The 20,247-nt window shown below is 63.8% G+C and carries 16 protein-coding genes; 7 read left to right on the top strand and 9 right to left on the bottom strand.

Going from position 1 to position 20,247, the window contains the following annotated elements:
* Positions 1-167: 167 nt before the first annotated feature.
* From EJ074_RS28485 to EJ074_RS28475, 3 genes are all read left to right on the top strand, one after another.
* Positions 168-1,238: a GGDEF domain-containing protein gene (locus EJ074_RS28485; RefSeq protein ID WP_095806099.1), complete on the top strand. Its 1,071-nt coding sequence runs from the start codon at positions 168-170 to the stop codon at positions 1,236-1,238.
* A 70-nt stretch (positions 1,239-1,308) separates the two neighbouring features.
* Entirely contained in the window at positions 1,309-1,686 is a 378-nt protein-coding gene (locus EJ074_RS28480; RefSeq protein WP_095806178.1) for an MbcA/ParS/Xre antitoxin family protein, read from the top strand.
* Entirely contained in the window at positions 1,646-2,413 is a 768-nt protein-coding gene (locus EJ074_RS28475; protein ID WP_095806100.1) for an RES family NAD+ phosphorylase, read from the top strand. The genes EJ074_RS28480 and EJ074_RS28475 overlap by 41 nt, the downstream gene beginning before the upstream one ends.
* A 66-nt stretch (positions 2,414-2,479) precedes the next feature.
* On the opposite strand, the gene EJ074_RS28470 is transcribed toward EJ074_RS28475, so the two are convergent.
* The 4 genes from EJ074_RS28470 to EJ074_RS28455 all read right to left on the bottom strand — a co-directional run bounded on the left by EJ074_RS28470 (position 2,480) and on the right by EJ074_RS28455 (position 8,691).
* On the bottom strand, positions 2,480-3,184 hold the full coding sequence (locus EJ074_RS28470) for a hypothetical protein (protein WP_095806179.1): 705 nt from the start codon (positions 3,182-3,184) through the stop codon (positions 2,480-2,482).
* A gap of 180 nt (positions 3,185-3,364) precedes the next feature.
* Positions 3,365-4,738 carry a 3-deoxy-7-phosphoheptulonate synthase class II gene (locus EJ074_RS28465; protein ID WP_095806101.1) on the bottom strand — a complete coding sequence of 458 codons (1,374 nt, stop codon included), beginning with the start codon at positions 4,736-4,738 and terminating at the stop codon, positions 3,365-3,367.
* A gap of 156 nt (positions 4,739-4,894) precedes the next feature.
* Positions 4,895-8,392 (bottom strand): transcription-repair coupling factor, encoded by a 3,498-nt coding sequence (mfd, locus tag EJ074_RS28460; RefSeq protein WP_095806102.1) that lies wholly within the window; start codon positions 8,390-8,392, stop codon positions 4,895-4,897.
* 11 nt (positions 8,393-8,403) lie between these two features.
* Entirely contained in the window at positions 8,404-8,691 is a 288-nt protein-coding gene (locus EJ074_RS28455; RefSeq protein WP_095806180.1) for a succinate dehydrogenase assembly factor 2, read from the bottom strand.
* Positions 8,692-9,005: 314 nt separating this feature from the next.
* Here EJ074_RS28455 and recG point away from each other — a divergent pair, with 314 nt between their 5' ends.
* Entirely contained in the window at positions 9,006-11,114 is a 2,109-nt protein-coding gene (gene recG, locus EJ074_RS28450) for an ATP-dependent DNA helicase RecG (RefSeq protein WP_095806181.1), read from the top strand.
* Here recG and EJ074_RS28445 read toward each other — a convergent pair.
* From EJ074_RS28445 to glmS, 3 genes are all read right to left on the bottom strand, one after another.
* Positions 11,066-11,821 (bottom strand): DUF502 domain-containing protein, encoded by a 756-nt coding sequence (locus EJ074_RS28445; protein WP_095806182.1) that lies wholly within the window; start codon positions 11,819-11,821, stop codon positions 11,066-11,068. The two genes, recG and EJ074_RS28445, sit on opposite strands and share 49 nt — an antisense overlap.
* An 83-nt stretch (positions 11,822-11,904) precedes the next feature.
* Positions 11,905-12,204: a HigA family addiction module antitoxin gene (locus tag EJ074_RS28440; RefSeq protein WP_095806103.1), complete on the bottom strand. Its 300-nt coding sequence runs from the start codon at positions 12,202-12,204 to the stop codon at positions 11,905-11,907.
* 161 nt (positions 12,205-12,365) lie between these two features.
* Complete coding sequence (glmS, locus tag EJ074_RS28435; RefSeq protein WP_095806104.1) at positions 12,366-14,189, bottom strand: glutamine--fructose-6-phosphate transaminase (isomerizing); 1,824 nt, start codon at positions 14,187-14,189, stop codon at positions 12,366-12,368.
* A 109-nt stretch (positions 14,190-14,298) separates the two neighbouring features.
* Here glmS and EJ074_RS28430 point away from each other — a divergent pair, with 109 nt between their 5' ends.
* Positions 14,299-14,883: an MAPEG family protein gene (locus EJ074_RS28430; protein WP_348626981.1), complete on the top strand. Its 585-nt coding sequence runs from the start codon at positions 14,299-14,301 to the stop codon at positions 14,881-14,883.
* Between the two features lie 110 nt (positions 14,884-14,993).
* Here EJ074_RS28430 and glmU read toward each other — a convergent pair whose 3' ends face one another.
* Positions 14,994-16,361: a bifunctional UDP-N-acetylglucosamine diphosphorylase/glucosamine-1-phosphate N-acetyltransferase GlmU gene (glmU, locus tag EJ074_RS28425; protein ID WP_095806106.1), complete on the bottom strand. Its 1,368-nt coding sequence runs from the start codon at positions 16,359-16,361 to the stop codon at positions 14,994-14,996.
* Positions 16,362-16,723: 362 nt separating this feature from the next.
* Between glmU and EJ074_RS28420 the strand changes: the two genes are divergently transcribed.
* The gene (locus tag EJ074_RS28420) at positions 16,724-18,556 is read left to right on the top strand and encodes an adenylate/guanylate cyclase domain-containing protein (protein WP_245420345.1); all 1,833 of its coding nucleotides are present in this window, start codon (positions 16,724-16,726) and stop codon (positions 18,554-18,556) included.
* 86 nt (positions 18,557-18,642) lie between these two features.
* On the opposite strand, the gene EJ074_RS28415 is transcribed toward EJ074_RS28420, so the two are convergent.
* Positions 18,643-19,389, bottom strand: a complete 747-nt coding sequence (locus tag EJ074_RS28415; RefSeq protein ID WP_095806108.1) for a cytochrome c biogenesis CcdA family protein — start codon at positions 19,387-19,389, stop codon at positions 18,643-18,645.
* 162 nt (positions 19,390-19,551) lie between these two features.
* Between EJ074_RS28415 and EJ074_RS28410 the strand changes: the two genes are divergently transcribed.
* Complete coding sequence (locus EJ074_RS28410; protein ID WP_095806109.1) at positions 19,552-19,929, top strand: hypothetical protein; 378 nt, start codon at positions 19,552-19,554, stop codon at positions 19,927-19,929.
* The last annotated feature ends 318 nt before the right edge of the window (positions 19,930-20,247 follow it).

Genomic DNA, 20,247 nt, shown 5'->3' with positions numbered 1-20,247 from the left:
TCCGGCCATTAAGGAAACTTTAGCGCGGCTGCACATATGATTTATGCAAGCGAAGGTCGCGTTGGGGACGCGCCGCCGCATCGCATTTCTCAATCAAATCCCCGTATGCGCGACGTCTGGCGGTGGCAGATTCCCGGTCGCTCTGAAGGGGTACAGTGAAGCAGAATATGCAGCCGGCAGCCGTCCCGACCGAGAGGAACACCGACCTCGCCAGCAGCGTGGTGGCGACCATGCGCCAGCTCGGCGTGCTTGGGTTGCCGCGCAACTACGAGATCTTCTACGAGGCGCTCAGCGGCAGTAACCACGAACTCAGCCTTGCCGTCGTCTCTTTGAGCAATCGGCCGACCCAGGAGGATCTCGACCGCATCGGCCGCACCTTCTTCCCCCAGCATCACGGCCCAGCGATTGTCGAGCATGCCAGGGAAGTGGTCGCGAAGGAACTCGAGGACGTTGCCGCGCTGCTGCGCAGCGAGCGCACGCATGTCGAGAAATACGGCCGCATCCTCGATGAGACGTCGAGCGGCTTGAGCAATCGCAGCCTGCTGTCGCAAGAACTGCTGCACAAGATTGCAGGGGCCATGTCAGCCGCCACCAGCTCCACGCTGGACCACAACCGCCAGATCGCCAGCACGCTCAGCGAAAAGACCGCCGAGCTCGAGAGCGTCAAAACCAAGCTCGAGGAATACAAGCGGCTGGCCGATACCGATCCGTTGACGCAGATCAGGAACCGTCGCGCCTTCGACAAGGAAATCACGCGCATCTACAACAGCAATCGCGGCATCCTGTTCAATGCGCTGATCCTTGCCGACATCGATCGCTTCAAGGACATCAACGACCGTTTCGGCCACCCGGTTGGAGACAGGATCATCCAGATCGTCGCCGAAATCTTCCAGTCCAGCGTTCGCGGCGACATGTTCGTGGCTCGCACCGGCGGCGAGGAATTCGCGCTCATCGTCGAAGGCGCCAGCGAGGACACCACTTTCGAGATCGCCGAGCGCATCCGCGTGCTGATCGAGCAGACGCCGTTCACCAGCAGCCAAACCGGCATGAACTACGGCACGGTGACCGTCTCCATGGGCGTTTGCATGGCTTCCGAGGCCGACAGCCCCGAGGATCTGTACACCAAGGCCGATCGGGCGCTCTACCGCTCCAAGGTGAGCGGTCGCAACCGCGTGACCAGGCACTCGAGCATGGCGGGCCGCAACGGCAAGGGTTGGCAGCTCTACAAGAAAGACTGACGCTCAGCGCGACTCTTTCCAAATGAATTTCTGTGACTTATATTTTCCACAGAAATAGATGGGTGCGCACATGCAACGTCCAGTCGCCGCCGCGACGGCGGCAGAGAATGCCGTCATCACCAAGGCCACGCTGCGAGCGGCCGACCTGCTCGACATCACCGCGAGAACGCTTTCCCTCGTCATCGGCGTCTCGGAGGCGAGCGTTTCGCGCATGCGCAAGCAGGAGTTCCTGCTCGAGCGTGGCACCAAGCCATTCGAGCTTGCAGTGCTGTTCGTCCGCCTGTTCCGCTCGCTCGATGCCATCGTCGGCGGCGACGAGACCGTCGCCCGGGCGTGGCTGAAGAACCCGAATACCGCGTTCGACGGCACGCCGCTCCAAAAGATCCTGACGATTGCCGGACTTGTCGATGTCATTGCCTACCTGGACTCCCGACGCGCTCTTGTCTGAGGCCGTGAGGCTCGAAGGCAAGTATTGGCGCATGGTGGAGGCGCAGCACCGCGTCTCGACGTTGAAGCTCGTCGACACGCTCGACGAGCAGGGCCTGCTCGAGGATCTCATCGAGGACACCAAGCCGCAGATCCCGCTGGAATGCCGCCATCTTCACTACCTGCTGGCGACGCCCTTCCGCTACGGCTCGGTCTATCCGCACGGCTCGCGCTTTCGCCGGGCGGGCAAGACCAAGGGCGTCTACTATGCCGCTGAGACGGTGCTCACGGCAGTGGCGGAGATGGCCTTCTATCGCTTGCTGTTCTTCGCCGAGTCGCCACAGACCCAGTGGCCGAGCGATGCCGCGGAATACACGGCCTTCGCTGCGGCGATCAGATGCGAGCTGGCCATCGACCTCTCCCGGCCGCCGCTCGACCACGACGAGACCGCGTGGACGCGTCCGACCGACTATGCCGCCTGCCAGGCCATCGCCGATGTCGCGCGCGAGGCCGGGATGCAGGCGATCCGCTACCGCTCGGCGCGCGATCCGAAGGGCGCCAACATCGCGCTCTTGACCTGCAAGGGATTTGCCAAGGCCAAGCCGCTGGAGCCCCACACCTGGCGCATCCGCATCGGCCCGCTGGGTGTCCAGGCGATCTGCGAATTTCCGGACAGGCGCCTCGAATTCTCGCGGACAGCTTTTGCCGATCCGAGGCTGGCGAACATGCGCTGGGAGCGCGGCCGCTAGTGCATGTCGCCCACAAATGTGCGCGGTTCTGGGCCAACGACATGCATGAACAGCAAAGCCAGCCTCCTATCCCAGGATATTCACCGCCCGCGCCGCCACCAGCGCGATCGTCAGCAGCGAGATCATCGCCTCCGCCATCATCAGCAGCTTGGCGCGCTGGGAGAGCGGCAACGTGTCGGTCGGCGAAAATGCGGTCGCGTTGGTGAACGCCAGGAAGACATAGTCGACGAAGCCGGGCAGCCACCCCTGGATTTCCCGGTCGGGCAGAGTCATCTGCGGAAACAGGAAGTCGGCATGCGCGCGCTTGACCAGGCCGCAGGTCGGGGGACCGCCACGATCGGTGCTCCAGAACCACAACGCGAAGACGATGACGTTGGTGAGCCAGATGTTGAGCGCATCGACGAGCAGCGTCGTGCCGGCGCCCGCATGCCCTTCGAGCAGCGCCCGCACCAGGAAGACCAGCGCTCCGCAGTTCATGAAGCTGATGACGCCGGTCATGGCCAAGGCGGCGCGTCGAATGAAGAGTCTAAACCGGCCGATCGCGTACCAATGTTCGTGGTCGACGGCCTTCTGCGTCGCCATTTGGGTCCACGCCGTTGCGATTGACAGCGGAGCAAGCAGCGCCGCTTCGATCGACGGCGCCAGCCAGCGCGGGCCGAACGATAGATCGTTGATGACCAGAAGCTGCAGGCAGATGACGACGAGCACGGCGGCACGCGCGGACCAGAAGTCGACCGCGCGGTGATGAATGATGGCATGCTCGTGGCGCATGAGGATCGCGAACAGGTTCAAATGCAGCGATGCATTCCAACGCAATCCCGGTTTTGCAATGGCCGCGCAGGGACACTTTTTTGTCAGTCCGACGTGACCGCACTCCGTCTGTTTCATCGCACAAGGAAAAGGCGCCGGATCTCTCCAGCGCCCGATCAGTCAATCAAATATCGCAACAGTTCAGCCGTTGGCAGCCTGCTTGTGCTGGATCGAATGGCTCTTCTTGAGCAGGTCCGAGACCAGGAAGGCCAGCTCGATCGCCTGGTCGGCATTCAGGCGCGGATCGCAATGGGTATGATAGCGGTCCTGCAGGTCTTCCGCCGTTATGGCGCGAGCGCCGCCGGTGCATTCTGTGACGTTCTTGCCGGTCATCTCGACATGGATGCCGCCCGGATGCGTGCCTTCGGCGCGGTGCACCTCGAAGAAGGTCTGCACTTCCTTGAGAATGCGGTCGAAAGGACGGGTCTTGTAACCTGCCGCCTCGATCGTGTTGCCATGCATCGGGTCGGACGACCAGACCACGCTGCGGCCTTCCTTCTGCACCGCGCGCACCAGCTTCGGCAGGTGCTCGGCAACCTTGTCCGAGCCGAAACGTGCAATCAGCGTCAGCCGGCCCGGTTCGTTTTCCGGATTGAGCAGGTCGATGAGTTCAAGCAGTCCGTCCGGCGTCAGCGACGGCCCGCACTTCAGGCCGAGCGGGTTCTTGATGCCGCGGCAATATTCGACATGCGCATGGTCGGGCTGGCGGGTGCGGTCGCCGATCCAGATCATGTGGCCCGAGGTCGCGTACCAGTCGCCGGACGTGGAGTCGACACGGGTCAGCGCCTCCTCATAGCCGAGCAGCAGCGCCTCGTGGCTGGTGTAGAAGTCGGTCTCGCGCAGCGCGAAATTGGTTTCCGACGTGATGCCCACCGCGCGCATGAATTCCATCGTCTCGGTGATGCGATTGGCGAGCGACTCGTATTTCTCGCCCTGCGGGCTGTCGGCGACGAAACCCAGCATCCAGCGGTGAACGTTCTCCAGGCTGGCATAGCCGCCCTGCGCGAAGGCGCGCAGAAGGTTGAGGGTCGCCGCCGACTGGCGGTAGGCCATCTCCTGCCGGGCAGGATCGGGGATGCGCGACTTGGCGTCGAACTCGATGCCGTTGATGATGTCGCCGCGATAGCTCGGCAGCGTCACGCCGGCCTTGGTCTCGTTGTCGGAGGAGCGCGGCTTGGCGAACTGGCCGGCGACGCGTCCGACTTTCACCACCGGCTGGGCGCCGGCGAAGGTCAGCACCACCGACATCTGCAGGAAGACGCGGAAGAAGTCGCGGATATTGTCGGCGCCATGCTCGGCGAAGCTTTCGGCGCAATCGCCGCCCTGGAGCAGGAAGGCGTCGCCCGCGGCAACCGCGGCCAGTTGCTTCTTCAGCTTGCGCGCCTCACCGGCGAAGACCAGTGGCGGATAGGTGGCAAGTTGGGCCTCCGTGGTCTTCAACGCGGCAAGGTCCGGATAGGCAGGGACCTGCTTGATCGGCTTTGCTCTCCACGAATTCGGCGACCATTTCGTCATCGCTGTACCCAACACTTCTTCCCGGCGAGCGCCCTCGCCCGCCATTGCTGCCCCAATACGAGGTGGCGGCTCCTTACACGAAGCCGATTTGCTATTCTAGACGGGAATTTCGGCAGTGGCGAATGCTTGTCCTGCTGGAAACCCGTGGCGTGCCGGTTAGGCGGCTTTGTCGACCAAACGCGCCAATTGCGTCATGACGACAGCGGAGCCCGCCAAGCGCTTTTCAGCGTTCGGCCATTCGCGCATGAAGACGACGCTGTGGTCCGCCCTGATCTTGGCCAAGGAGCCCTGTTCGCCGATGAACTTGACCAGCCCGACCGGGTTGGGGAACTCGCGTTTGCGGAAATGGATGACGACGCCCTTGGGGCCGGCATCGAGCTTCTCGACATTGGCCTTCCGGCACAGCGCCTTGATGAAGACGATCTTGAGCAGATGCGTCACTTCCTCGGGCAGCGGCCCGAAACGGTCGATAAGCTCGGCGCCGAAGCCATCGATTTCCTCGGTCGTCTCGAGGTCGCCAAGACGGCGGTAGAGTGCCATGCGGAGCTGCAGGTCGGGCACGTAGCTCTCCGGGATCATCACGGCGGTGCCGACCGCGATCTGCGGCGACCAACCGCCGTCCTGCACCTCGCCTGAATCCTTCACCTCGGCCACCGCCTCTTCCAGCATCTGCTGGTAGAGCTCGAAGCCCACCTCCTTGATATGGCCGGACTGTTCTTCGCCGAGAAGATTGCCGGCGCCCCTGATGTCGAGGTCGTGGCTGGCGAGCTGGAAGCCGGCGCCGAGCGTGTCGAGCGACTGCAGCACCTTCAGCCGGCGCTCGGCCGTGTCGGTGAGCTTGCGGTTTGCCGGCAGCGTGAACAGCGCATAGGCCCTCACCTTGGAGCGGCCGACACGACCGCGCAGCTGGTAGAGCTGCGCCAGGCCGAACATGTCGGCGCGGTGGATGATCAGCGTGTTGGCGGTCGGGATATCGAGGCCGGATTCGACGATGGTCGTCGACAGCAGCACGTCGTACTGGCCGTCGTAAAAGGCGTTCATGATGTCGTCGAGCTCGCCCGGCGGCATCTGGCCATGGGCCACTGCCACCTTCAGCTCCGGCACTGATCCCTTCAGGAAATCATGGATTTCCGAGAGGTCGCTGATGCGCGGCACGACATAGAAGGAATGGCCCCCGCGATAGCGTTCGCGCAGCAGCGTCTCGCGTATGACCAGCGGATCGAAGGGTGAAATGAAAGTGCGCACGGCCATGCGGTCGACCGGCGGCGTCGCGATCAGCGACAATTCGCGCACGCCGGTCAGCGCCAGTTGCAGCGTGCGCGGAATCGGCGTCGCCGACAGCGTCAGCACATGCACGTCGTTCTTGAGCTCCTTCAACCGCTCCTTGTGCTTGACGCCGAAATGCTGCTCCTCGTCGATGATCAGCAGGCCGAGATTCTTGAACGAGATCGAGCTGCCGAGCAGCGCGTGCGTGCCGACGACGATATCGACCGTGCCTTCGCTGATGCCCTTCTTCGTTTCCGCCAATTCCTTGGCGCCGACCAGGCGCGAGGCCTGAGCGATACGGATCGGCAGGCCGGAGAAGCGTTGCGAGAAGGTCTTGAAGTGCTGGCGAGAGAGCAGCGTCGTGGGCACCACGACCGCGACCTGGAAGCCTTCCATTGCGGCGATGAAGGCAGCGCGCAGCGCGACCTCCGTCTTGCCGAAGCCGACATCGCCGCAGACCAGCCGATCCATCGGCTTACCGGCGCCGAGATCATCCATGACGGAATCGATCGCAGTCTGCTGGTCGTCGGTTTCCTCATAAGGGAAGCGCGCGGCGAACTCGCCATAAAGCCCATCCGCGGGGATCATGGCGGGTGCGGCGCGCATCTGCCGCTCGGCAGCAAGCCGGATCAACTGGCCCGCCATGTCGAGCAGCCGCCGCTTCAGCCGCGCCTTGCGCGCCTGCCAGGCGCCGCCGCCGAGCTTGTCGAGCGGCGCTTCGGCCGAATCCGAGCCGTAGCGCGACAAGAGCTCGATGTTTTCGACCGGCAGGAACAGCCGATCATCGCCGGCATAGTGGATTTCGAGGCAGTCATGCGGCGCGCCGACCGCCTCGATGGTGCGCAGGCCGATGAAGCGGCCGATGCCGTGGTCGGCGTGGACAACGATATCGCCCGAGGACAGCGACGAGGCCTCGGCGATGAAATCGGATGCCTTCTTCTTGCGCTTCGAGCGGCGAATCAGCCTGTCGCCGAGAATGTCCTGTTCGGCAACGACGACCATGGCGTCGGTTTCGAAGCCGGATTCCAGCGGCAGCACGGCGAGACCCGCCTGCCCCGGCTCGAGCTTTTCGACCTCGGCAAGCGTCGCAACCGGCTTCAGATTGCCAAGATGATGTTCGGCGAGGATCTGGCCGAGCCGGTCGAGCGAGCCTTCGGTCCAGCCGGCGACGATGACGCGGCGGCGCGCGGCGCGCTCGTCGGCGATATGCTTCACCACCACGTCGAAGACGTTGGTGTTGGGATCGGCGCGCTCCTCGGCGAAGCTGCGGCCGTGCCGCGAGCCGGCGTGAAAGACCTTTTTAGCTCCAACGTCTGGCGCGTCGAAAACGGTGAAGTCGATGTCTTCACGCGGGCCGAGCGAGGCTTTGAGGTTCTCCGGCGAAAGATAAAGCAGGTCCGGCGCCACCGGCTTGTAGGGCACCGCGTCCTTCAGCGCGCTGTCGGCCTGCTTCCGGCGCGCCTCGTAGTGGTCGAGGATCAGCGTGTGCCGCTCAGCCAGCGCCTCATGTGCCAGATGGTCGAAGACGACAGGCGCATCCGGCAGATAGTCGAACACCGTCTCCAGCCGCTCGTAGAAGAAGGGCAGCCAGTGTTCCATGCCGGCAAAGCGGCGGCCTTCGCTGACTGCCGCATAAAGCGCGTCGTCGCGCGACGGCGCGCCAAAGGCCTCGATGTAGGAGCGGCGGAAGCGGCTGATCGTCTCCGGCGTCAGCGCCACCTCGCTCATCGCTTGCAAGGACATCGACTTGCGCTGCCCGGTCGTGCGCTGGGTCGCCACGTCGAAGACGCGGATCGATTCCAGTGTGTCGCCGAAGAAGTCGAGCCGCAGCGCCTCGCTCCAGCCCGGCGCGAAGAGATCGAGGATGCCGCCGCGGACCGCGAATTCGCCCAGGCCGCGCACCGTCGGCACGCGCTCGAAGCCGGAGGTCTCCAGCCGCGCGATCAGCGCGTTCATGTCGACCTGGTTGCCGGGCTTGGCGTGGAAGGTCTGCGCCTCGATCAGTTCGGCTGGGGGAATGCGCTGCAGCAGCGCGTTGGCGGTGGTGAGGATCACGGCGCGATGCGGCTTCTTCGCCAGCGCGATCATGGCGGAGAGCGCATCGAGCCGCCGCGCGGCCGCATCCGCTCCCGGCGAGACGCGGTCGTAGGGTAGACAGTCCCAGGCCGGCAGTTCCAGCACCGGCAGGCCGGGCGCCGCAAAGGCGAGCGCCTCGATGATCGCCGGCAGCCGCTGGCCATCGCGCGCCACGAACAGCACCGGCTTGTCGGGAGCGATCTCCTGCGCCGTCTGCACCAATGCAAAGGCTTCATAGCCGTCGGCGACGCCGTCGACGATGAACTGGCCGGCCCGGCCCTTTGGCAGACCGATGATAGGAATGAGGCTCATGCTTGATACGTTCAAAATGTCATCGTTCGGCGCGACGCCAGGATCTTCTGCAGCACCGCGCAATCGATATCGGGCGGAACCGGGCGCTCGCCGGTGATCAACGGAAGGAATTCGGTATCGGGGATTTCGAGGAGCTTTTCATATTGGGCGATTTCGTCGCCGGTCAAGGCGCCGATCTCGGCATCGGCGAAGGTACCCAGGATGAGATCCATCTCGCGCATGCCGCGATGCCAGGAGCGGAACAGGAGCTTGCGGCGGCGGGCATCCAGCCCCTCGCTTGATCGCTGTGTACCGGTCATGGCGCCGCATCCCTGTTCGAAGCGGCGCATATAGCGTGGATAGAGATCGGTGTCAGCCTTGCAAGGCAAAGTAAGACAGCCGACAATCAATTTGAAATGACTGCATTCCTTCATGCCCCCCTCGGTCCTGCCGGACATCTCCCCTACGAGGGGGGAGATCAGCCTGCACGTCCGTTTTCGCCAACCTTCAACGTTACGGAATGGGTGAGGCGCCGAAGCTGGCAATCTCCCCCCTTGTGGGGGAGATGTCCGGCAGGACAGAGGGGGGCGCGAAGGAACTCGGCCTTTCCGGATACGCAACAGGCGCTGCGCTGATGCGTCCCTCCGTCCTCGACCCATTATTCGTTCCGATAACCTCGCTTGCCGGCGTTGGTCCGAAAGTGGGAACGCTGATCGAGCGGGTCGTGCCGGCCGATCTCGGCGACCGCGCCGCGCGCGCCGCCGATCTTCTGTTCGTACTGCCCAACACGGTGATCGACCGGCGCAACCGGCCCGGCATCGCGCTCTCCGCCGAGGGCCAGATCGTCACGCTCGAGGTGCGCGTCGACCGCCATCAGCCGCCGCCGCGCGGCAACAGGTCGGTGCCCTACCGGGTCTACGCTCACGACGACACCGGCGAGATCGCGCTGACCTTTTTTCATGCCCATGCCGCCTATCTGCAGAAGATGCTGCCGGAAGGCGAACGGGTCGTCATCTCCGGCCGCATGGAATGGTTCAACGGCCGGCCGAGCATGGTTCATCCCGACCATATCGCGCCGATTGACGAGGCCGAGGGCCTGCCGTTGGTCGAGCCGGTCTATCCGCTGACGGCAGGCTTGTCGGCTAAGGTGCTGCGCCGAGCCATCGGGCAGGCGCTCAGCCGTCTGCCCGACTTGCCGGAATGGCTGGATGACGCTTTCATGCGCCGCCACACCTTTCCGTCCTTCGGCGACGCGCTCGCCCGCATTCATTCTCCCGCCGACCCGATCGACGTTGCCGTCGAAGGCCCGGCCTGGCGGCGCCTCGCCTATGACGAATTGCTGGCCGGCCAGGTCTCGCTGGCGCTGGTTCGGGCAAAGATCCGTCGTCTGTCGGGCCGCCCGCTCACTGGCGACGGCCGCATTGTCGAGAAACTGCGCTCGGCCCTGCCCTACAAGCTCACCCCTAGCCAGGAATTCGCGCTCGGCGAGATCAATGCCGATCTCGCCGATCCCGAGCGCATGCTGCGCCTGCTGCAGGGCGACGTCGGCTCCGGCAAGACTGTGGTCGCGCTGCTTGCCATGGGCCGCGCGGTGGAGGCTGGCGGCCAGGCCGCGTTGATGGCGCCGACCGAAATCCTGGCGCGCCAACACCTGGCAACCATCGCACCATTGGCAGAGCAAGCCGGCCTGCGCACCGCTATCCTCACCGGGCGCGAAAAGGGCCATGAGCGCACAGAGACGCTGGAAGGCCTCGCCAGCGGTGCGATCGACATCGTCGTCGGCACGCATGCGCTGTTCCAGGAATCCGTGACCTTCCACGACCTCGTCCTTGCCGTGGTCGACGAGCAGCACCGCTTCGGCGTCCACCAGCGGCTGGCGATCACCGCCAAGGGCGACGCGCCCGACATGCTGGTGATGACGGCGACGCCGATCCCGCGCACGCTGGTGCTCACCGCCTTCGGCGACATGGACGTTTCGAAACTGACCGAAAAACCGGCCGGCCGGCAGCCGATCCGCACCGTCACCTTGCCCCTGGAGCGGCTGGATGAGCTGGTCGCACGGATGCGCGATGCCGTCGCCGAAGGTCAGAAGATCTACTGGATCTGCCCGCTGGTCGAGGAATCCGAAGAGATCAAGCTGATGTCGGCGGAAGACCGCTTCGCTTCACTCAAGCCGCTCTTCGGCGACCAGATCGGCCTGGTTCACGGGCGCATGAAGGGGGCCGAGAAGGACGAGGCGATGCGCGCCTTCAAGCAGGGCGAAACACGCATATTGATCGCCACCACCGTCATCGAGGTCGGCGTCGATGTGCCGGACGCCACGATCATCGTCATCGAACACGCCGAGCGCTTCGGCCTTGCCCAGTTGCACCAGTTGCGCGGCCGGGTCGGGCGCGGCGACAAGCCCTCCTCCTGCGTGCTGCTCTACAAAGACCCGCTCGGCGAGACGGCGAAGCGCCGTCTGTCGGTTATGCGCGAGACTGAGGACGGTTTCCGGATCGCCGAGGAGGACCTCAAGCTGCGCGGCGAAGGCGAGCTTCTTGGGACCCGGCAATCCGGCACGCCTGGCTTCCAGGTCGCACGCATCGAGTTCCATGCCGACCTGCTCGAAGGCGCGCGCGACGACGCAAGGCTGATCCTGTCGCGCGATCCGGAACTGCAGTCCGAACGCGGACAGGCGCTTAGGCTGTTGCTTTACCTGTTCGGGCGCGATGAGGCGGTGCGGCTGCTGCGCGCCGGCTGAGCCGTGCCGAGCGCCGGATTGGCGAGCGCCCCCTCGATCGGCTCGCCGTTCAGCGTCACCAGCTTGGCCTTGACCTCCGGCGCCACCATGCCGGCCGAAACGATCAGCTTGGCCCCATCCTCGATCGTCATGTCGAGCAGCACGATCTCGGATTTATGCACATACATCAGGAAGCCGGTGGTCGGGTTCGGCGTGCACGGCATGAATACCGCAATCAGCGGATCGCCTTCCTGATCGAGCTTCTGGTTGATCTCGGTTTCCTTCTCGCTGGCGACGAAAACCAGCGACCAGACGCCTTTTCGCGGATACTCGACCAACCCGACCTGGCGGAACATGTCGCCCTTGTTCGACAGCACCGTCTCGAAAATCTGTTTCAGCGAGCGATAGATGCCGCGCACCAGAGGCATGCGGCCGAGCAGCCGCTCGCCGGAATTGACGATGGCACGGCCGACGATGTTTGCCGTCAGGAAGCCAATCAGCGTGATCAGCACCAGCGCCACGATCAGCCCGAAGCCCGGAACCGGAAACGGCAGATAGGTATCGGGGTTATAGCGCGCCGGGATGTAGGGCTTCACCCAGGAATCGACCCAGCCGATGAGTGACCAGGCGATATAGGCGGTGATCGCCAGCGGCGCGCAGACGATGAAGCCCGTCAGGAAATAGTTCCTGAGCCGGGTCATGCCAGAAGTCTTCAGGGCGTCGGACATGGGTTCACCGCAGCGCAGGTTGCGGTTGAACATTAGTGAACCGCAAGCCGCTTTGGAACTGCGAAGTTTTTAAAGAATCCGCGCTATGCGGCGGCTTCGAGCGGCACGATCTTCTCGAGTTCCGCCGCGATCTTCATCGCTTCGGTCTCCAGCTCATAGGCCTTCTGGAAGTTCATCCAAAACTCAGGTGTGGTGTTGAAGAACCTCGCAAGGCGAAGCGCCGTGTCAGGCGTCAGGCCTACCTCTTCCTTGACGATACGCTCGATACGCGTACGCGGAAGATTGAGCTTTTTTGCGAGCGCGCCAGCACTCATGCCGAGAGGAACAAGATATTCCTCGCGGACGAATTCTCCAGGATGGATGGGGCGTGCGAACTTGAGCATAGCTCAGTATCCTCAAAGGGTTAGGGCGAGTGCCCGCTCATGGTAATCAACGATCTCCACATCGCCTTCCCGGCGGCGACCGCTTCAACTGTCTTGCCTTTGAATGAAGTGCAAGGCCCTGTATCATTAATTGATACAGCTCGGCGTATCGTTATGTAGACCTATTCCACCGTCACCGATTTGGCCAGATTGCGCGGCTGGTCGACGTCCGTGCCCATGAACACGGCGGTGAAATAGGCCAGCATCTGGATCGGCAGCGCGTAGATGATCGGCGAAATGATCTCCGGCACATCGGGCAGGATGATCGTCTCCATCGTCTTGATACCCGCCTGCGCGGCGCCCTTGGCGTCGGTGATGAGGATGATCTTGCCGCCGCGCGCCGCCACTTCCTGCATGTTCGACACGGTCTTCTCGAAGATGCGGTCATGCGGCGCGATCACGATCACCGGCATGTTCTCGTCGATCAGCGCGATCGGGCCGTGCTTCAGTTCGCCGGCCGCGTAGCCCTCGGCGTGAATGTAGGAGATTTCCTTGAGCTTCAGCGCCCCTTCCATGGCCAAAGGGAAATTGGTGTCGCGGCCGAGATAGAGCACATCCTTGTAGCGCGAGAGTTCGCGCGAGATGCGTTCGATCTGCTCGTCGAGCTTCAGCACCTGGGTGGCGAAGCGCGGCGCCTCGGAAAGCTCGCGCACCAGCCGCTTTTCCTCATCGCGCGAGATCGCTCCGCGCGCAACGCCAGCCCGCACCGCCAGCGACGCCAGCACCGACAGCTGACAGGTGAAGGCCTTGGTCGAGGCGACGCCGATCTCCGGCCCGGCGAGCGTCGGCAGCACGACATCGGATTCGCGCGCCATGGTCGATTCGCGCACGTTGACGACCGCGCCGATCTTCATGCCGGCCTTGCGGCAATAACGCAGCGAGGCGAGCGTGTCGGCGGTCTCGCCCGATTGCGAGATGAAGAAGGCCGCGTCATTGGCCGACAGCGGCATCTCGCGGTAGCGGAACTCCGAGGCGACGTCGATGTCGACCGGCAGCCGCGCATAGCGTTCGAACCAGTATTTGCTGATCAACCCGGCGAGATAGGCCGTGCCGCAAGCCGAGAGCGCCAGCCGGCCGATCTTGGCGAAGTCGAACGGCAGGTCGAGCGGCTTCGACACGCCGGAGACGAAATCCACGTAATGCGCCAGCGTGTGCGAGATCACTTCCGGCTGCTCGTGGATTTCCTTTTCCATGAAATGCCGGCGGTTGCCCTTGTCGACCATGAAGCTGGTCGACAGCGACTGCTGGCGCTTGCGGTCGACCTTGTTGCCGTCGATGTCGTAGATGGTCACGCTGTTGCGGCGCACTTCGGCCCAGTCGCCGTCTTCCAGATAGGTGACGGCGTTGGTGAAGGGTGCCAGCGCAATGGCGTCGGAACCAAGGAACATCTCGCCGTCGCCATGGCCGACGGCCAAAGGCGGACCGTTTCGGGCGCCAACGATCAGATCCTCGTCGCCCTTGAACATGATCGCCAGCGCGAAGGCGCCTGACAGCCGCTTCAGCGCCTTGTGCGCGGCCTCGACCGGCTTCAGCCCTTTCGCAAGCTCCCGCGCAATCAGATGCGCAACGACCTCGGTGTCAGTCTGCGACGAGAAGCTGTAGCCGTCGCGAACCAATTCATCGCGCAATTCGGCGAAATTCTCGATGATGCCATTGTGGACGATGGCAACGCCGTCGGAAAAATGCGGGTGCGCGTTGGTCTCGTTCGGCACGCCATGCGTCGCCCAGCGTGTATGGCCGATGCCGATCGTGCCGTCGAGCGGGTCTTCCTTCAGCCGGCGTTCGAGGTTGACCAGCTTGCCCTCGGCCCGGCGGCGGCCGAGCTCGCCGTTTTCGATGGTGGCGACGCCCGCCGAATCATAGCCGCGATATTCGAGCCGCTTCAGCGCATCGACGATGAGCGGCGCGACCTGCTGCTGGCCGACAATTGCAACGATACCGCACATACCCTGACCCCGATTCCCAGCGCAAACCCAGCGCTATCTAAGGATTGCCGGCTTGCCGCGAAAGTCACTTTGCGTTTCGTTCCGTATCAGCCGGAACGGTCTTTGATGCATGCAACATGACACGCCGCACTTGCAACCCGGTTACTGCAATCGCTCGGCTTGTCAACGCCTCTGGAATGCGAACGTTTATCTTTGCGGTTGCAATTGTTGTTCGGCCGTACTCCATCTGCAAACCACGACGGATTGCATTCCGGCGACAGGTCGCGACCCGATCCGACAAACTGAAGAGGTATCCGAGATGGAACAATATTATCCGGTGGCGATTGTCACGCTTTTGTGCGGCTTGGCCATATTCGGCATGGCGCTGACCGTCGCCCGAACGCACTCCACGACCGGGATCCTTGCGCCGACAATGACAGGTGACCCTTTGCTCGAACGCGCCGTTCGCGCGCATTTGAACACAATCGAATGGCTGCCGATTTTCCTGCCGGCCATGTGGTTGTTCGCCGTCTATTGGAGCCCGAACTGGGCCGCCGGTTTCGGCCTTGTCTGGCTGATTGGCCGCATCGCCTATTTTGTCGGATATCTGGCCGCCCCGCTGAAGCGGTTTCCTGGATTCTTCATCCAGTCGTTCGCCGCCTTGACGCTGCTGCTCGGCGCGCTCGGCAGAATAGTCTATCTTTGGCTGTTTTAGCGTAAGCCGGGAAAATGCGTAGAGTTTTCCGTCGGGAATTGCGCAAAAACAAATACTTAGAGCGCATCAGCGATCCTGGCAAAAGCTGAACGCTCTAAGACCTATCCGACCTATTCCGCCGCCTTCTTCTTCGCCGCCGCGACCGACGCAAACCGCTCCCGCAGCTCCTTGCCTTTGCCGGGCAGCGTCTTCTGGCGGGCGCGGCCGAAGGCCAGCGCATCGTCCGGCACGCTTTCGGTGATCACGCTCCCGGAGGCGATATAGCTGCGGCTGCCGATCGTGACCGGCGCCACCAGCGAGGAATTCGAGCCGATAAAGGCGCCCTCGCCAATGTCGGTGAAGAATTTGGAGTAGCCGTCATAGTTGCAGGTGATGGTGCCGGCGCCGATATTGGCCCCCGCACCGACGCGCGCATCGCCGACATAGGTCAGGTGGTTCACCTTGGCGCCCTCCTCGACAGTCGCCTGCTTGACCTCGCAGAAATTGCCGACCTTAGCCTTCTTTCTCAGATCCGCACCCGGCCGCAGCCGCGCGAACGGCCCGACCTCGCAGTTCTCCCCGATCGTAGTGCCCGTCATATGGCTGAAGGCATGGATGGTGGCGCCAGCGGCAATCTTGACGCCCAGGCCAAACCAGACATTCGGTTCGACAATGGTATCGGCGCCGATCTCGGTGTCGTGCGAGAAATAGACGGTTTCCGGCGCAATCAGCGTCACACCGCCGAGCATCGCTTCGCGCCGCCGGCGTGCCTGCCAGATGGCTTCCGCCTCGGCAAGCTCGGCCCGGTTGTTGATGCCGAGCGCGCTCTCGAAACCGGTTTCCGTGGCAACGACCGTCAGGCCCGTCGCGCTGGCGATCTCGACAATGTCGGTGAGATAGTACTCGCCCTTGGCATTCCGGTTGCCGACCCGATCGAGCAGCGCGAGCGCATGCCTGCCCGCCACCGCCATCATGCCCGCATTGCAAAAGCCGATCGTCCTCTCGGCCGCGGAGCAATCCTTCTCCTCACGGATGGCGACGAGCCGGCCGCCTTCTTCGATCAGCCGGCCGTAGCCGGTCGGATTGGGCGGACGAAAACCGATGACCGCTATCGCCGCGCCGTCCGCCAGCTTTTGCCGGGCGGCTGCCAGCGCTGCCGCGTCGATCAGCGGCGTGTCGCCGAACATGACGAGGATATCGTCGTAACCTTTTGATATCGCTTCTCGCGCGGCAAGCACTGCATGTGCCGTCCCCAGCCGCTCCTCCTGCACGAAGGTCTCGGCCTTCGGCGCAAATTTCTGCGCGGCCTTGCGCATCTCCTCGGCGCCATGCCCGATCACCAGCGCCAGGCCCGTTGCGCCCGCCGCCTCCGCGGCCTTGACGACATGCGCCACCATCGGCAGGCCGGCGATGGAATGCAGCACCTTGGGCATCGCGCTTTTCATGCGCGTGCCCTCGCCGGCGGCAAGGATGACGGACAGGCAGGATCTCTGGCTCATAAAAGGGCAACCGTACGAAAAGCGTTTGAATCAGCATGCTAGCAACGCTGCTCATGCTGCACCAATGCGGTTAAATTCCGGTGAGACGGCGGAGCCTCTCTAAGCGAACGTCTGGTGTGATACCAGATACAAAAGCACCGCCACAGTGGCGTCAGCCGGTTACACAGGGCAGGAAATATCTGCGGTCTTCTGGGAGTGCTGTGTCGGCACTTCCGGATATTGCGTCGGCGTGTCGTCGGTTGGCTGTTGGTGCGGCGACCGGAATGCTCCACGCCTCGCAAGCGGGATAGCGAAATCTCGTGAAGGCAAGGTCAAGCCGCGTTTTCCGCGCCATAAGCGGCGACGGGCGGAGACTGGGAGAGATGGATACCATGCGCGTGGCGCGTCTGGAAGTTGGCAGGACATGGACGCGGGGCGGCCCGCATGCAGGCGCTTGGCCGAACGGTGCATTGACCACGCAGCGCCACCTCGCAGCCATCCTGGCGTGCGACGTCGTCGGCTATTCGCGCCTTATTGAGCGTGACGAACGCGGCACGCTCGAGCGGCTGAAGATCTACCGCAAGGACCTTCTCGAACCGCTGGTCTCCGAGCACCGGGGTCGCATCGTCAAGCTCACCGGCGACGGCATGCTTTGCGAGTTCGCGAGCGTCGTCAACGCGGTGACCTCGGCGATGGCGATCCAGCAGGCCCTGGCAGAACACGAGGAGCAGACGCCCGAGGAAGAGCGGATTCGCCTGCGCATCGGCGTCAATCTCGGCGACGTGGTCTGCGAGGAGGACGGCGACCTCTACGGCGACGGGGTCAACATCGCGGCCCGCCTCGAAAGCATCGCCGATCCCGGCGCCGTGGTCGTCTCGGGCACTGCCTACGACCACCTTCAGGGCAAGCTCGACTGCGGCTTCACGCCGCTCGGCGACGTGCGCCTCAAGAACATCGAACGGCCTGTGCGCGCCTACCGCGTCGAGACCGACGCCGGCGCCTCGGCGGCTGCACCGCCTCCCCTGCCCGAGAAACCCTCGATCGCGGTTCTGCCTTTCACCAACATGAGCGGCGACCCCGACCAGGAATACTTCGCGGACGGGCTGGTGGAGGACATCATCACGGGATTGAGCCGGGTGAACTCCTTCTTCGTGATCGCCCGCAACTCGTCCTTCACCTACAAGGGCCGGGCGGTAGACCTGCGCCAGGTCGGGCGCGAGCTGGGCGTCCGCTACGTGCTCGAAGGCAGCATCCGCAGAGCAGGATCGCGGGTGCGCATCAGTGGGCAGTTGGTGGATGCGATCAGCGGACACCATGTCTGGACCGGCCGCTTCGAGGGCGAGGTGAGCGACATTTTCGACCTGCAGGACAAGGTGACGGAGAGCGTCGTCGGCGCTGTCGAGCCGAGCATCCGGCTGGAGGAGATCAAGCAGGCGCGCATGAAGCCGACCGACTACATCAGCGCCTACGACCTCTATCTTCGCGCGCTGCCGCGCTTCTACAGCATGACGCGCGAGGGCTTTGCCGACGTGCGCCGGCTCACCAACGAGGCGCTCAGCATCGACCCCGGTTTCAACCTGGCGAAGGCACTCGGCGCCTATATCCGCAGCCTGTCCGTGAGCCAGTGCTGGCACGAGCCCGACGATACCCGAGTCGCCGCGCGCATGGCGCGCGAGGTGCTGGCGGAAGCGCGCGACGATCCCACGAGCCTACGCTTCGCGGCGCAGGTGATCGCCTACAGCGCGAAGGAATACGAAATGGCGCTGGGCACGATCGAAAGATCCCTGCTGCTCAACCCCAATTCGGCGCAGGGCCACACGGGCTGCGGCTGGGTGAACGCACATGCCAGCCGCCCGCTCGTCGCGATCAAGCACTTTCACCGGGCCATGCGGCTGAGCCCGGTCGACCCGGAGAAGGGAATCGCGCTCTCCGGCATCGGGATGAGCTATCTGATGCTCGAGCGCTACAAGGAAGCGCTGGCGTGGGGAGAACGCGCTCTGCACGAGATGCCGAATTATGGCTCCTCGCACCGGGTGGTCATCATGGCGCTGGTCAAACTCAACCGGCTGGAAGAGGCGCAGGCGGCGGCGCAGCGGCTGATGGAGGCGTTCCCGACCTACACGCTCACCCTACAGAGACAGATCAACCCGTGGCTGGACAAGGTTTTCGCCGAGCGTTACGTCGAGGCGCTGGGCATTGCCGGCGTGCCGGAGTGATCGTCGTGCCGGAGTGATCGTCGCGGTTGCAGATATGCGCGCTCCTGGGCGTCGCGTCCGGCCACGCGACGTCCCTTATGGCAAAATCACCCCAGCCGTCCCAGCGCCGGAAAATTTTCCAGCAGCCAGTAGGACGCGCTCTGCACGCCGCCGGTGAGGAAGAACACGCCGGCCACGACCAGCAGCGCGCCGATCGCCTTCTCGACGCGACCGAGATGGACGCGGAATTTTCCCAGGAATCGCATGAAGGCGCCGGAAAACAGCGCCGCGATCAGGAAGGGGACACCGAGCCCGAGCGAATAGGCCGCGAGCAGCAGCGCGCCTTCTCCCACCGTCTCGCGTCCGCCGGCCAGCGTCAGGATCGGCCCAAGCACTGGGCCGATGCAGGGCGTCCAGCCAAAGGCGAACGCCAAGCCCATCACATAGGCCGCAACCAGGTTGGCCGGCTTGCCTTGCGACTGGAACCGCGCCTCGCGCGACAGGAGCGGAATGCGCAGGACGCCGAGGAAATTCAGCCCCATGACGATGATCAGCGCGCCCGCCACCATCGCCAGCGGTTCCTGCCAGACGCGCAGCAGCCTGCCGATGGTGGAGGCGCCTGCGCCGAGCGCAACGAAGACGGTGGAGAAGCCGAGCACGAAGGCAAGCGAAGCGTAGAGCAGCGCGCTGCGCGCGCCTTCCCGCGCCGTCACGCCTTGATTGCCGCGGAAATCGTCGACCGAAACGCCGGCCATATAGCAGAGATAGGGCGGCACCAGGGGCAGCACGCAGGGCGACAGGAACGACACCGCCCCTGCCCCGACCGCGCTGACATAGCCGATGTCCAATGCCATTTCATGGCCCCACTGTGCTGGCGCCGATATAGCGACGCCGGCCGCCTCCTGCCAATCACCATTGTGTGGCATGTGGTCGCCTTGTCGCGGAAGAAACGGCCTCCTCGATGCGTTGACGACAGGCGCGCGATCGCCGCGTGCTTGTTCACAGGGAGATTTGTCATGAAATCGATTGCACTCGGGTTTGCAGCCCTCTTGCTCGGCTCTACCGCGTCCCATGCCGCGGAGGCGTGGAAGGAAGCCGAGGTCGGCGGCAAGAAGATCTATACCGATGCCATGGGCATGACGCTCTACACCTACGACAAGGACGAGAAGGGCAAGTCCAACTGCTACGACAAATGCGCCAAGAACTGGCCGCCGCTGAAGGCGGAGGCCGGCGCCAAGGCTGACGGCGAGTGGTCGGTGGTCGAGCGCACCGACGGCACCACGATGTGGGCCTATGAGGGGAAGCCCGTCTACACTTTCGTCAAGGACAAGAAGGCCGGCGACATGACTGGCGAAGGCGCCGGCGGTGTCTGGCACATGGTCGAGGCCGACTGAGTTTCATCGGCCGGCTGCCGGCATCGTCTTTCGCCGGCAGCCGGAACTGGCTTTCGACAGCGCTGCATCGAAGGCATCGGCAAGGCTCGGTGGAGCGGTCGGGTCATCGGTGTTTCTTTGACGGCTGCGAGGCAGGAACCGCCGCATCTCCAAAAATGTGATCTTCGCCATACACTCTAAGAGTGTAAGGCCGGCAATGGCCCGGCAAATTGGCTCCTTCCCCTTGACCGATCGCAAAAGCGCGGCCATGTGAGCGACGAAAAGGTGGGATTTCGTCGTGCGTTGCGGAGTTCTTCCGCCGCCTCACAGCTGATATGA

Source organism: Mesorhizobium sp. M3A.F.Ca.ET.080.04.2.1, assembly GCF_003952525.1.
Taxonomy (GTDB): Bacteria; Pseudomonadota; Alphaproteobacteria; order Rhizobiales; family Rhizobiaceae; genus Mesorhizobium.
Note: the sequence above shows the minus strand (reverse complement) of the source record. Positions and strands in the feature narration are given on the sequence as shown.

Coding starts and splice junctions, on each gene's coding strand:
- EJ074_RS28430 (WP_348626981.1), top strand. CDS start 14,299: ATGCAACATGACACGCCGCACTTGCAACCCGGTTACTGCAATCGCTCG.
- EJ074_RS28440 (WP_095806103.1), bottom strand. CDS start 12,204: ATGCTCAAGTTCGCACGCCCCATCCATCCTGGAGAATTCGTCCGCGAG.
- glmU (WP_095806106.1), bottom strand. CDS start 16,361: ATGAGCCAGAGATCCTGCCTGTCCGTCATCCTTGCCGCCGGCGAGGGC.
- EJ074_RS28445 (WP_095806182.1), bottom strand. CDS start 11,821: ATGTCCGACGCCCTGAAGACTTCTGGCATGACCCGGCTCAGGAACTAT.
- mfd (WP_095806102.1), bottom strand. CDS start 8,392: ATGAGCCTCATTCCTATCATCGGTCTGCCAAAGGGCCGGGCCGGCCAG.
- EJ074_RS28455 (WP_095806180.1), bottom strand. CDS start 8,691: ATGACCGGTACACAGCGATCAAGCGAGGGGCTGGATGCCCGCCGCCGC.
- EJ074_RS28485 (WP_095806099.1), top strand. CDS start 168: ATGCAGCCGGCAGCCGTCCCGACCGAGAGGAACACCGACCTCGCCAGC.
- recG (WP_095806181.1), top strand. CDS start 9,006: ATGCGTCCCTCCGTCCTCGACCCATTATTCGTTCCGATAACCTCGCTT.
- EJ074_RS28470 (WP_095806179.1), bottom strand. CDS start 3,184: ATGCGCCACGAGCATGCCATCATTCATCACCGCGCGGTCGACTTCTGG.
- EJ074_RS28420 (WP_245420345.1), top strand. CDS start 16,724: ATGGATACCATGCGCGTGGCGCGTCTGGAAGTTGGCAGGACATGGACG.
- EJ074_RS28410 (WP_095806109.1), top strand. CDS start 19,552: ATGAAATCGATTGCACTCGGGTTTGCAGCCCTCTTGCTCGGCTCTACC.
- EJ074_RS28480 (WP_095806178.1), top strand. CDS start 1,309: ATGCAACGTCCAGTCGCCGCCGCGACGGCGGCAGAGAATGCCGTCATC.
- glmS (WP_095806104.1), bottom strand. CDS start 14,189: ATGTGCGGTATCGTTGCAATTGTCGGCCAGCAGCAGGTCGCGCCGCTC.
- EJ074_RS28465 (WP_095806101.1), bottom strand. CDS start 4,738: ATGACGAAATGGTCGCCGAATTCGTGGAGAGCAAAGCCGATCAAGCAG.
- EJ074_RS28415 (WP_095806108.1), bottom strand. CDS start 19,389: ATGGCATTGGACATCGGCTATGTCAGCGCGGTCGGGGCAGGGGCGGTG.
- EJ074_RS28475 (WP_095806100.1), top strand. CDS start 1,646: ATGTCATTGCCTACCTGGACTCCCGACGCGCTCTTGTCTGAGGCCGTG.